General features: G+C 51.9%; 9 protein-coding genes and 1 pseudogene. 5 read left to right on the forward strand and 5 right to left on the reverse strand.

Going from position 1 to position 12,611, the window contains the following annotated elements:
* Window positions 1-84 precede the first annotated feature (84 nt).
* A complete protein-coding gene (gene adhE, locus ACH2EM_RS02560; RefSeq protein ID WP_395150503.1) occupies window positions 85-2,706 on the reverse strand; it encodes a bifunctional acetaldehyde-CoA/alcohol dehydrogenase in 2,622 nt (873 codons plus the stop codon).
* Between the two features lie 364 nt (window positions 2,707-3,070).
* On the opposite strand from adhE, the gene ACH2EM_RS02565 reads away from it, so the two are divergent.
* The 4 genes from ACH2EM_RS02565 (at window position 3,071) to ACH2EM_RS02580 (ending at window position 5,629) form a co-directional block, all read left to right on the forward strand.
* Window positions 3,071-3,388 carry a TIGR04076 family protein gene (locus ACH2EM_RS02565; protein WP_395150504.1) on the forward strand — a complete coding sequence of 106 codons (318 nt, stop codon included), beginning with the start codon at window positions 3,071-3,073 and terminating at the stop codon, window positions 3,386-3,388.
* Window positions 3,389-3,440: 52 nt separating this feature from the next.
* Window positions 3,441-4,151 (forward strand): SDR family oxidoreductase, encoded by a 711-nt coding sequence (locus ACH2EM_RS02570; RefSeq protein ID WP_395150506.1) that lies wholly within the window; start codon window positions 3,441-3,443, stop codon window positions 4,149-4,151.
* 3 nt (window positions 4,152-4,154) lie between these two features.
* Complete coding sequence (locus ACH2EM_RS02575) at window positions 4,155-4,616, forward strand: metallophosphoesterase family protein (protein ID WP_395150507.1); 462 nt, start codon at window positions 4,155-4,157, stop codon at window positions 4,614-4,616.
* A gap of 227 nt (window positions 4,617-4,843) precedes the next feature.
* Window positions 4,844-5,629, forward strand: coding sequence for a DUF975 family protein (locus ACH2EM_RS02580; protein ID WP_395150508.1), 786 nt, complete (start codon window positions 4,844-4,846; stop codon window positions 5,627-5,629).
* A gap of 76 nt (window positions 5,630-5,705) precedes the next feature.
* Here the strand turns inward: ACH2EM_RS02580 and ACH2EM_RS02585 are convergent, their stop codons facing one another.
* The gene (locus tag ACH2EM_RS02585) at window positions 5,706-6,002 is read right to left on the reverse strand and encodes a DUF1294 domain-containing protein (RefSeq protein ID WP_395150510.1); all 297 of its coding nucleotides are present in this window, start codon (window positions 6,000-6,002) and stop codon (window positions 5,706-5,708) included.
* Between the two features lie 312 nt (window positions 6,003-6,314).
* Between ACH2EM_RS02585 and argH the strand changes: the two are divergent.
* A pseudogene (gene argH, locus ACH2EM_RS02590) lies at window positions 6,315-7,698 on the forward strand (argininosuccinate lyase).
* 238 nt (window positions 7,699-7,936) lie between these two features.
* On the opposite strand, the gene ACH2EM_RS02595 reads toward argH, so the two are convergent.
* The 3 genes from ACH2EM_RS02595 to ACH2EM_RS02605 form a co-directional block, all read right to left on the reverse strand.
* Window positions 7,937-10,870, reverse strand: coding sequence for a glycoside hydrolase family 3 C-terminal domain-containing protein (locus ACH2EM_RS02595; RefSeq protein ID WP_395150511.1), 2,934 nt, complete (start codon window positions 10,868-10,870; stop codon window positions 7,937-7,939).
* Window positions 10,871-11,132: 262 nt separating this feature from the next.
* A complete protein-coding gene (locus ACH2EM_RS02600) occupies window positions 11,133-11,957 on the reverse strand; it encodes a TrmH family RNA methyltransferase (RefSeq protein ID WP_395150512.1) in 825 nt (274 codons plus the stop codon).
* Between the two features lie 382 nt (window positions 11,958-12,339).
* The coding region (locus ACH2EM_RS02605) for a 4Fe-4S binding protein (RefSeq protein WP_395150513.1) at window positions 12,340-12,611 on the reverse strand (272 nt) is incomplete at its 5' end.

Here is a 12,611-nt window from a genome sequence, read left to right on the forward strand (position 1 = left end):
GGGCCAGACGCTATAAGCATTGATGAAACCCCAGCATACAGCATCTTTGCCTCAAGGCAGGCTGGTGTTGTTTGAAAGGAAGGCTTATTTGCCGTAGTAAGCTTTCAGGTAAATCTCCTTGATTTCGCTCACCAGGGGGTAAACCGGGTTAGCAGTGGTGCACTGGTCCTCAAATGCCTTGTAGGACAGTTCCTCCACCTTAGCCAGGAATTCCTCCTCGCTTACGCCGCAGTCACGGATGGTGAGGGGACGCTCGGTATCCTTCATCAGGTTGCGAACGGCCTCAATCAGGCAGTTAACGGCAGTCTGGGTGTCGGTACCCACATTGCACAGACCGCAGCGCCAGGCCAGCTTTGCATAGCGCTCATCCGCAATGTACTCTTTGTACTTGGGGAAAGCAGCAAACTTGGTGGGACGGGTTGCGTTGTAAGCAATCACATAGGGCAGCAGAATGGCGTTTGCACGACCGTGAGGAATATGAAACTCACCGCCCAGCTTATGTGCCATGGAGTGGTTCAGACCCAGGAATGCGTTGGTGAATGCCATACCTGCAATGCAGGAAGCATTGTGCATCTTCTCGCGAGCCAGAGCATCGCCCTTGTAGGAGTCACGGAGATAGTGGAACACCATCTCGGTGGCCTGCAAAGCCAGACCATCGGTGTAGTCGCTTGCCATGACGGAAACATAAGCCTCGATGGCATGGGTCAGAACATCCAGACCAGTGTCGGCAACAATGCTCTTGGGCATGCTGCGGGTGAACTGGGGATCGATGATAGCCACATCGGGAGTCAGGGCATAGTCGGCCAGGGGGTACTTGATGTTGCCATTCTTTTTATCGGTGATAACCGAGAAGCTGGTAACCTCAGAACCGGTACCGGAAGTGGTGGGAATGGCCACCAGCTTGGTTTTGGTACCCAGCTTGGGGAACTTGAAGGCACGCTTACGGATATCCAGGAAACGCTGACGCAGACCGTCAAAGCTGGTTTCGGGGTGCTCGTAGAACAGCCACATGCCCTTGGCAGCATCAATGGCGCTGCCGCCGCCGATGGCAATGATTACATCGGGCTGGAAGGCACGCATTGCCTCCACACCACGCATGATGCACTCTACGCTGGGATCGCTCTCAACATCAGAGTAGATTTCGCTGTGGCAGTACTGCTCACGCTTACGCAGATAATGCAGAATTTTATCCACATTGCCCAGCTGCACCATAACAGGGTCGGTTACGATGAAGGCACGGCTGATGTCCTCCATCTTCTCCAGGTACTGGATGGAATCTTCCTCGAAGTAAATCTTGGGGGGCACCTTGAACCACTGCATATTGACTCTCCGTTTCGCAACGCGTTTTTTGTTTACCAGGTTGATGGTGGTAACATTCTGGCTTACAGAGTTCTTGCCGTAGCTGCCGCAGCCCAGGGTCAGAGAGGGGGTGTTGGTGTTGTAGATATCACCAATTGCACCCTGAGAGGAGGGACTGTTTACAATGATACGACCTACACGCATGGCAATGCCGTATTCGTCGGCAATTTTGGAGTCACCGGTGTGGATAACAGCAGAGTGACCCAGACCGCCCAGCTCCAACATGGTGTTGGCATACTGGAAGCCCTGTTCCTTATCCTTAGCCACAAAGTAAGCCAGCACGGGGCTGAGCTTTTCCTTGCTCAGGGGGTACTTATCGGAGGGTTCGGGCAGCGGTGCAATCAGAATCTTGGTCTTTTCGGGCACCTTCAGGCCAGCCTGCTCGGCAATCCAGTTGGCAGATTTACCAACCACATCTGCAAATACGCCCTTGTTGGGATCGGGGAACATATACTTGGTCAGCTTTTCTACCTCTTCCGGGTTCAGGAAGTAGCAGTTGTTCTTGGTCATGTACTCTTCAAAGGGCTTTACCAGCTCTTTGGCTACGATAACAGCCTGCTCAGAAGCACAAATCATGCCGTTGTCAAAGGTTTTAGACATCATCAGGTCGGTGCAGGCACGATGCAGGTCTGCACTCTTTTCGATGAAGCAGGGCACATTGCCTGCACCTACGCCCAGGGCAGGCTTGCCGCAGGAGTAAGCAGCCTTTACCATGCCGGGGCCGCCGGTGGCCAGAATGGTGGCAACGCCGGGATGATTCATCAAAGCGCCGGTAGCCTCTACACTGGGTTTGTCAATCCACTGGATGCAGTTCTTGGGAGCGCCAGCCTTTACGGCAGCCTCGTACACAATGCGGGCAGCCTCGGCGCTGCACTTCTGTGCAGAGGGATGGAAGCCAAACACGATGGGGTTACGGGTCTTGATTGCAATCAAGCATTTAAACAGAGTGGTGGAGGTGGGGTTGGTGGTGGGGGTTACACCACAGATAACACCAACAGGCTCTGCAACTTCCACATAGCCTTCCATGTCGTTCTCTTCCAAAATGCCTGCGGTTTTTTCCTTTTTAATGTTGTGCCAGATGTACTCGGTGGCAAACATATTTTTAATAACCTTATCCTCGTAAACGCCGCGGCCGGTTTCTTCCACCGCCATACGAGCCAGCTCCTGGTGTTTATCCAGGCCTGCCAGAGCCATCTCGTGAACGATATGGTCGATGGTCTCCTGATCATAGGTCAAAAACTCCTGAAGGGCCTTCTGTGCCTTGGTGACCAAGCCGTCAATCATAACTTCCACTTCCGACTTGGTGTTCTGCACGGTTTCTACCGTGGCTTTCTTCTGCTCTGCCATTGGTCGCGCCATCCTTTCAAATATCATTTCAAACACATGGGCAGCGTCTTGCGCTCCCGATGTGTTTATCATACCATATCGTTAATTCAATAACAATACATTGTTTCGCCAAACATCGTTACCTAAATAACAAGCTTTTAGTCAAACTAACCAACACAGATGCCAAGTGTTCTTGGGTGGTACGCAAGCACACGGCAGCCTCCCGGTCAAAATTTCCACACCCTGTTCCGCTGCCGCCCCGGGGATTGCCTTTGCCCGTGGGATCATTGTATAATGCAGATAACCGCACTTATCCGGGCACTTTCAGCTGGCAAATTTGGTTTGGCTGCTTTACAGTATATCCCATGGTGGAAGGAGAATTTATGTGAAACAATGCAAAATCACTGTTATGCGTATGGCTCGTTACGATGATTTGATTGCCCAATACGAAAATCCTCTGGAACACCCCTGCGATATGCAGGTGGGCCAGGTGTTTATTGCCAATGGCTGGAACAAGCCTGAGGGATTTTGCCAAAGTGCATGGGACACCCTCTCACCTTTCGTGCTGGCTTTAAGCCATGGAGCCGAAAATTTTTACGATGGCTGGATGAAAAATCCCCGGTCGGCCATGCTCTCCTGCAACGATGGTTTTAGGCCCGTAAGCTTTTTGGTGGAAGTGCTGGACGAAAGCACCTTGTCTTGACTCCAACCTATATAGATTATGAAAGCGAAAGAAACACAAAAGGAGTTTGCATATGTTCCGCAATAAAACTGTGGTGGTTACCGGCGGTGCCCGAGGTATTGGCCGCACCATCGCCCAGGAATTTCAAAAAGCCGGTGCCCATGTTTGCATCATCGATCAACTGGAAAACCCCTATTTTGTGGGGGACCTAGCCCGCCAGCAAGTTTTGGAAGACTTTGCCCACAAGGTACTTTCCGACTACGGCCAGGTGGATTGCCTTATTAACAACGCATTGCCCCTGATGAAAGGTCTGGAGGAATGCAGCTACGAAGAATTCAACTACGCCCTTCAGGTGGGTGTCACCGCTCCCTTTTATCTGACGAAATTGTTTTCGGCCCATTTTGCCCCTGGTGCATCCATTGTGAATATCTCCTCCTCCCGTGACCGGATGAGCCAACCCCAAACCGAAAGCTATACCGCTGCGAAGGGCGGTATCTCCGCCCTCACCCACAGCCTTGCTGTAAGCCTGGCAGGCAGGGTGCGGGTCAATTCCATCTCCCCCGGCTGGATTGATACCGACTTTTTGGAATACCAGGGTGCCGATGCCGCCCAGCAGCCCGCCGGGCGGGTGGGCAATCCGCTGGATATCGCCAATATGGTATTGTATCTCTGCTCGGACAAAGCTGGCTTCATTACCGGGGAAAACATCTGCATTGACGGCGGCATGACCCGCCAGATGATTTATCACAACGACTTTGGCTGGAAACTGGAGGGTAAATTTTAACCTATGAAACTTGCCATTCTTTCGGATACCCATGGCCTTTTGCGCCCTCAGCTGCTGGAACAGCTGCAAACCGCCGACGCCATTCTCCATGCAGGCGATATCAATACACAAGCCATTGTGGAACAGCTTAAAGCCATTGCCCCTTTGTACATTGTGCGGGGCAACAACGACAAAGACTGGGCCGAAAGCATTCCCCATGACTGCACCGTAACGCTGGAAGGAGTGACCTTTTACCTGGTACACAATAAAAAGGAGGTTCCGGCGGATTTAAAAGGGATTGATGTGGTTGTGTTCGGTCATTCCCACAAGTATGTACAGGAACAAAAAGACGGTATCCTGTGGCTGAATCCAGGCTCCTGTGGACCCCGGCGTTTCCACCAGGAAATTACCTTTATGATGGCACAGGTGGAACAGGGCAGCATCCTAGTGGAAAAGTGTTCGATTGCACATAACAGCAGTTGTTAAAGCTCCCTCTTTGCGCTGAGTATCTGTTTTTGTTCACTTATTCCATGTTATTGGGAAACCATGCTGGATGATAACCTCTAGCTCTTCCCCCTTTGTGCAATCCGCTGGACATCATACCCCCTCTGTGCTATGATAAAGTAAAGTCCTTCGAGTTTTAAAACTCTGCCCACAGCGCAACGGCAGGCTCCTGCGTGTTGCATGGCGTAATCTTGCAAGGAGGAATTATTATGTACTGGAACCGCACTTTACTTAAAAACAATGCAAAACAGGCATTGAAAAATCGTTACTGGACCACCTTTTTGGCCTGTTTGCTGTGCTCCATCCTCATTAACGGAAAGGCCACCGTAGAGTTTTTTCAGGATGCTCAAAGCAATCTGTCTTACAATGACTTTAGCATGGAAAGTGCTCTTAACAGCCTGCCCGTTGAGTCCCTTCCCTTTGTTGGCCAGCTGTTCAGCTTTTCCCTTCTTTCCGTGGTGGGTATTCTGGGTATTTTGCTGGCAGTTCTTGGTTTGCTGTGGGGCATTCTGGTGCGCAATCCCATGGTGGTTGCCCGAAACCGCTATATGATGGAGAATCGCGGCGGCAAAGCTACCTTTGAGACCCTGTTCTCCGTGTTCCGGCCCAGCAGCGCTTACCTGAATGTAGTGAAGGTTATGTTTCTGCAAAATTTGGAAATCGCTCTTTGGTCGCTGCTATTGGTAATTCCCGGCATTTACAAAAGCTACTGCTACTATTACATCCCTTACCTGCTGGCAGAAAACCCTCACATGAGCTACACCAGAGCCAAGGAACTGAGCACCGCTATGACCCAGAACGAAAAATTTTCCATCTTTGTACTGGAGATTTCCTTTATTGGATGGTACATACTGGGCTCGCTGATTGTGATTGGCGGTATTTTTGTGGACCCATATTTCCAGGCAACCTTTGCGGAACTGTACGCTGCCGCCCGTGCAAAAGCACTGGACAGCGGCATCAGCACTACGCAGGAATTGGCAGGCTTTGGGTACTAATCCTTTCCCCTTTACCGCAGCAAAGGCCCTCAACCGATACGGTTGAGGGCCTTTGTTTTGTTAGGTCAACTTTTATTTACTGGAAAAGCATTGCGAGCCAGCCCTGGTACCAGGCAAACCCAATCAGCACCAGCTGCACCACCAGAATGGCTGGAACACCCAGGTAGAATTTGGGCTTTCGGGTTTTGTGATGAAAGGCATACATACTGGCCCAAAAAGCAGGGCTGCCGCCCAATGCACTCAGCATCAGCAAGGTACGCTCCGGCACCCTGCGTGCTCCCCGCTTTGCACAGGATTTATCCCATACACATACCACTGCGGCAATCAGATTTATTGCCAAAAAATACACCGCAACAATTTGCCAAAGTTTCATTTTGTTTCTTCCTTTCTATTATTGCTTATCTCACAGGCAGAACCACACCGGACAAGCATTTTTCCTGCCTCGGATATGCGGTAAAAGGCACTGCACTTTCTTTAAATCTACATAAAAAATTATTGCAGACGAATTTAATCCCTTTATTTTGTATAATTATCAATTTATTATTGAATATTATGAATATTTATGCTAATATTTTAGTAGGTTCTTTTCTCCCTGACGGGGTGTTGCCCCACGGGACATTTAAAATTAAAAAGGAGGATGCCCCCTTTTTTGCATAAACTTGCAAAAAGACTGGGCAGATGCACTATGGAAAAGCTTTGGGCCGGGCGGTGCCAAACCGCCACCAGCAAACTTGCTGATGATTTTAACTCGTCCATTCACATTGACTGCCGTATGTACCAGCAGGATATTTCCGGTTCGCTGGCTCATGCGGCTATGCTGGCCGCACAGGGAATTTTAAGCCCTTCGGATTTTAAGGACATCACCCAGGGGCTGGAGGAAATTTTAGCCGAGCTGGATAACGGCACCCTTGCCTTTGACCCCTCCGCTGAGGAGATTCACATGTTTGTGGAAGCAGAGCTGACAGCTCGCATTGGGCAGGCAGGCAAACGGCTGCATGCCGCCCGCAGCCGAAACACCAGGTAGCATTGGACCTGCGCCTTTATCTGCGCCAGGCCTGCCGCCAGGTAATTGGCCTGCTTGCACAGCTGCTGGAGGCCATTTGGGAGCAAGCACAGCAAAACCAGGATGCCATCATGCCGGGATACACCCATTTGCAGCGGGCCCAGCCCATCTGCTTTGCACATCATCTGTTGGCTTATGGCATGATGTTTCAGCGGGACATTGGCCGCTTGCAGGATGCCATGCGCCGTATGAATCAAAGCCCCTTAGGCTGCTGTGCCCTGGCTGGCACTACCTATCCCACCGACCGGCTGCAAACCGCCCAAGCCTTGGGCTTTGACGGCATCTGTGAAAACAGCTTGGACGGTGTATCCGACCGGGATTTCTGCCTGGAAATCCTTAGTGCCCTGGCTGTGATTATGATGCATCTTTCCCGTTTTCGGAGGAGATTATCCTCTGGTCCAGTTGGGAATTCCGCTTTATGGAGCTGGACGACCAATTTACCACCGGCTCCAGCATTATGCCCCAAAAGAAAAACCCCGATATGGCCGAGCTGGTTCGGGGCAAAACCGGCCGGGTATATGGCGATTTAATGGGCACGCTCACCATGCTCAAGGGTTTGCCTTTGGCCTACAACAAGGATATGCAGGAGGACAAAGAATCGATTTTTGACGCACTGGATACCGTCACCCACTGCCTGGAAATTTTTGCCCCCATGGTACGCACCATGACTGCCCGCAAGGACACCATGTATGCTGCCGCACAAAAGGGGTTTATCAATGCCACCGACCTGGCAGACTACCTGACCTGTAAAGGTATGCCCTTCCGCTCCGCCTACAAACTTACCGGCCAGCTGGTGGGCCAGTGCATTCAGCAAGGCCGCACTCTGGAAGATCTTTCACTGCAGGAATACCGCCAACTCTCTCCCCTTTTTGAGGAGGATGTATTTAAGGCCATCGACCTTAAATCCTGCGTAGAGCGGCGCATCTCCCAGGGCGGCACCGGCCCCGCTTCGGTAAAAGCACAGCTGCAACAGCTGGAACACTTTTTAAAACAGCCGGCCCAGTAAGCCATTACTGCAACAAACAAAGGATGCTCTCCCCCAGTCTGACAGGATTGGCCGGAGGGCATCCTTTGTTTTGCCCGCAGGGAATTCCTGTTTATGATATCATAAATTCTGCAAAAGGCAAGGCGTTTGCCCTGCAAACAAAAGTGTCGGATACCTGATTCGGTACCCGACACTTTAAATAATGTTCTAACAGATATGCTTCTGGTAGAGCAATCCAACCTGCCGTTTTAAACCAGAATCAGCCCTGCCAGCTTTTTTTGAACCGGCAACGGCGAATAATCCACATTACCAGCGAACCCACAAAGACCAAGGGGAACACAATCGCCAATACTCTGGCAATGGTCACAACATGGGGCTCTGTCACCTGAATGGTGGTATCGGCACCCACACCGTTCATGCCGCAGGAATTTGCAATGGCATACAAATTGTAGTGGCAAGCCTCACGCATTGCATTCACAATCACAGGGTCATTTTTGTATTTAGGCAGTTGCTGTGTTACATAGGGCAGCATGGCATCGAACGTGCTCACGCCAGACAGTATGCCATCCACACCGTTTACATAGGTGGTGAGCACATTGTCGGTAATATTCAAACCATCGCAGCCCCATTCCTGGCGCAGAATGTTGGTCATCAGGCCCTTGTTGCCGCCGGACCAGATGCAGCCCCAACGGGTATAAGCCACCATTACGCCGTTTGCGTTGCCCTCCTCAATGGGAGCCTGGAACGCCTTCAGGTAGATTTCACGAGCAGCCTGCTCGTTGACCCACACACCCAAACCGATGCGGTCCTGCTCGCAGTCATTCAGGGCAAAGTGCTTCATAACCACATGCACGCCTTTTTCCTGAATGGCGGCTACCTCGTACTGAGAAATTTTTCCGGAGAGGAAACTGTCCTCACTGTAATACTCAAAGTTGCGGCCGCCATAGGGAGTGCGGTGAATGTTATTGCCGGGGCCATACAGGCAAGCAATGTCTGCCTCCAGGCAGTTGTTGCCGATGACACGGCCCACCTCAGCAGCAAGCTCCACATTAAAGGTGGCTGCCATCACATCTTCGGAGGTAAAGGCGGTCGCCTTCAGCTGGGTAGCATCCGAACCCAGCAGAGCAGCGGTCAGGCCCTGGGGACCATTTTCATCACGGGTGCCGGGTGCCTCGATGGATTTCACCGGCATGGTCCAGTGGAAGGAGTCACCAATCAGGGCAACCATCTCGTCAAAGGTCATCTGGTCCAGCAAGGTATCCCACTGGGGGTCATAAAAATCCAGACCAATCATATCGTACAGGGTCAGGCCATTTTTGGCTCCCATGGTGGGCATTTCCTGCTGGTCATACTCCGCAGGATCGTACTGCACATCCTGCAACTGTTCAATCATCTGCTGGGTCAGCTCCAGCTGTACCGGCTGGGTGGGATAGGTACCCTGCCAGTCGCTGCGGCTCAGGTAGGTTACCTTCTGGTCGGTGCCTTCGTAGAGGTTCAAATCTGCATCGGACAGCTGGTTGGTGATGGCTGTTCCATTGGCAGAGGTTGCATAGGTGGTGGCATCCAGCTGCTCCTGATGGAAGCTCCAGGTCAGCTGGGCATTGCCCTGGCCGTCCATGCGGCCAGCGGTGCTTTCGGGGGTGTAACCCTTGGCAGCCAGTACATTGTTGACTGCATCGTGGGCATTCTTTGCGGCGGTCAGGTAGTAATCGCCAGCGTCCAAAATGTAGGTTCCTGCACCGTAAGCATCGTAGCTGGCCAGGTCACGGCCATTGACCGAGATGGTCAATGTCTGGGAGGCACCAGGCTCCAGAATGTCGGTCTTACCAAATCCGCACAGTGCCACAGAAGCCTTCTCTACGCCATTCTCCTGGTCGTACTGGGTGTAGGGAGACTGCACATAAATCTGCACGGTTTCCTTGCCGGCATAGCTGCTGCCGGTATTGGTAACCGTCACCTGCACCTGGTAAACATCCTGGGAAGCATCGTAGGAAACTTTCATATCGCTGTAAGCGAAATCGGTATAGCTAAGGCCGTAGCCAAAGGGGAACGCCACAGCCTGGCCATAGGCATATTCCCCGGCGTTGCCGGTGCCCATTACATAATCCTCATAGCGGGTCTCGTAGTACTTGTAGCCTACATAGATACCTTCCTGATAGATCATATAGGTGGAGGCATGTGCCGGAATCAGCCCTTCGGTGTAGCCGCCATAAGTGATGGGGGTAAAGTTTGCCATCGCAGGGGCGGAATAGTTGTCGTAGCAGTAGGTATCCACCAAACGGCCGGAGGGGTTCACCTGACCGGCCAGAATCTGAGCCACTGCGTTAATGCCGGAAATACCCACATCGCCAATCCACAGGCAGGCATCAATGTCATAGCTGGCATCCTGCAAAAAATCCACCTGCAAGGCGTTGGCACTGTTGATGAGCACTACCACTTTGTTGATGGCGCCCTCCTGCTTCATGCGGGTTACATTGGCCAGCATATCCTTTTCGTTCTGGTCCAATGCCAGGTAGTTGGTTGTGCTGTAATCCAGGTCGGCACCTTCGCCGCCAATGCGGGACAGCACCACGATGGCTGCGTCGCCGTACTGAGCCACAGAATTCTTCACTTCATCGGTATAAACGCTCCAAGGAGCTTCAAACACCTGTGCACTGGCAGTAGCAATCATGCTGCCGGCTGGCCGCTGGTGCTCGGCACCGGGGCCTTCACTGTAAAATTCCCACAGGGTGGGGTTTACAGAAAAACCGCTCTTTTCCAAGGCGGTGCGCAGGGTGTCGGCAGTGGATGCATCAATATTGCCAGAACCGGTACCGCCGTATACCAAATTGACAGAACTGGTGGAAAAGCAGCTCACGGCAGAGCCTTCTTCCAAGGGCAGAGCACCGTCCTTGTTCAGCAGCAGGGCAGCACCCTCTGCCTCTACCTGACGGCAAATCTCCAGGCCGTAGTCAATCATTTCCTCCGGGCTTGCAAAGTCTCCGGTAAAGTATTGAGCAGAAGCATCGGAATTTTTAAGGTTCCAGAAGGTTCCACCCACAAAAGCCGCTACGGTGTTATCGAACATACTCAACACCAAGAAAACCGGCAGCACCACTACGGATAATAAACCGCTGATAACCGTTAGAATACTAAACGGCCGCACTGCCTTGCGCTTGGCTTTTTTGTAAGCTTTCTTTTGCTGTTTGTCCATTTGCACACAATATTCCTTTCTCTCTTGCAGAACAACTACGGCTTCGGCCAATTCCCCTCTGGCCTAACAGAGTAACTTTTTGCCGTATTTCCCCGCAAGTTTCCATAATCTCATTATAGAAAAAAGATTTGTATGCAGTCAAGATACATTTTTAACAATTTGTTCACAGCTTTTCCGTGATTATCACACAAAATTCTGCTCCAAATTGATTATATAGCCCGATTTTTGCAGGCGTTATGCTGCCTTGTGTGGGCACAGTGCCTCATGGCCGCTTGCGCAGCTGCCAAAACGCCACCGCACTGGCTGCCGCCACATTGAGGGAGTCCACCCCATGTTCCATGGGAATAATTACCGTGTAGGTGCAGCGGTCAATGGTTTGCTGGGCCAGTCCATTGCCTTCGCTGCCCAGTAAAATAGCCAGCCGTTGGTGGGTTTGCAGCTGGGGCGCATCAATGGAAATTGCTTTAGGGCTTAGGGCCATAGCAGCGGTGGCAAACCCCTGTTTGTGCAGCCAGTCCATCCCCTGCTGGGGCCAGGTACCAGGCTCCATATAGGCCCAGGGGATTTGAAACACCGTTCCCATGCTTACCCGCACCGCCCTACGATTGAGCGGGTCGCAGCATTCCGGGCTCAGCAGAATGCCGTCCATGCCAATGGCTGCCGCCGAGCGAAAAATTGCCCCCATGTTTGTGGTGTCCCCTACACCTTCCAATACAGCAATCCGCCGGGCTCCCTGGCACACCTGCTCCACCGATGCCGGTGCTGGACGCACCATAGCACACAGCATACCTCTGGTAAGGGCATAACCGGTAAGCTGTGCCAACACCTCCCGGTCTGCAGTATAAACGGGTGTTTCGGGGCAGCGGGCCAGTAAAGCCGCTCCCTGACCCTCAATGTGCCGCCGCTCCATTAAAAAAGAAAGCGGCTTGCAGCCAGCATCCAATGCAAGCTGAATCACTTTCAGGCTTTCGGCAATAAAAATTCCTTGCTCCTGCTCCATGCTGCCCCTGAGTTGTGCCTGGGTAAGCCGGGCATAAACATCCAGTTCTGGGCAGGAAAAATCTTGAAGTTCAATAATCTGGTTCACAGTGGGTTCCTTTCCGCTCTTTGTTTCTTGCCTGCATCGCAGGAGCCTTGCCCGTAGCGGCCCATCAAGGCCATTGCTGTAAAATGGACTGCACCGCCCCTTGCTCGCAGCTGCTGATTTTCTGTCCTAGTATAGCACACTTGTGCTGTCAGGCGCCATGCCTCTTGGGTCAAATACAGGCTGGGGCGCCATCCGTGCTTTTTTAGCATCTTTCCGCACCAGCAAACCATCTTATCGCTGTAATCTGCGTTTTTTTCGATGCCCTTGTTTACCAAAAAAGGAGCGGCGCTGCTTACGCTGCGCCGCTCCGCTCAATTTACAATAGTTTCTGCTTACAGGTTTCTCTTTTTGCTGTGGGCATAACAAGCTTTCGTTTATGCCTTTACAGCGTGCTGTTATTTTTCACCTTGCAAATCAACTGGGTCATTGTGCCCATGGGGCAGTATACACACCAGCTGCGTGGCTTAAACAGCACCATGGTAACAAGCCCCAACACGGTGGAGGTAAGCATAACGCTGTAAAACCCAAAGGCAAACTGAGCTACACCAGGATGAAACAAGGTGCCATGGTAGGCCCAGTTCCAGGGCAGCTTAAAGGTCCACAACAGGGTGACCACCTGTTTTAAATCCTGTGCGCCGGCAAATACCAGATAAG

The sequence above is a fragment of the uncultured Allofournierella sp. genome, assembly GCA_944382705.1.
In the GTDB taxonomy this organism is placed as follows: Bacteria; Bacillota; Clostridia; order Oscillospirales; family Ruminococcaceae; genus Allofournierella.

Excerpts from the sequence above, each read along its gene's own strand:
- adhE (WP_395150503.1), bottom strand. The coding sequence starts at position 2,706 with ATGGCAGAGCAGAAGAAAGCCACGGTAGAAACCGTGCAGAACACCAAG.
- ACH2EM_RS02570 (WP_395150506.1), top strand. The coding sequence starts at position 3,441 with ATGTTCCGCAATAAAACTGTGGTGGTTACCGGCGGTGCCCGAGGTATT.
- ACH2EM_RS02575 (WP_395150507.1), top strand. The coding sequence starts at position 4,155 with ATGAAACTTGCCATTCTTTCGGATACCCATGGCCTTTTGCGCCCTCAG.
- ACH2EM_RS02580 (WP_395150508.1), top strand. The coding sequence starts at position 4,844 with ATGTACTGGAACCGCACTTTACTTAAAAACAATGCAAAACAGGCATTG.
- ACH2EM_RS02585 (WP_395150510.1), bottom strand. The coding sequence starts at position 6,002 with ATGAAACTTTGGCAAATTGTTGCGGTGTATTTTTTGGCAATAAATCTG.
- ACH2EM_RS02595 (WP_395150511.1), bottom strand. The coding sequence starts at position 10,870 with ATGGACAAACAGCAAAAGAAAGCTTACAAAAAAGCCAAGCGCAAGGCA.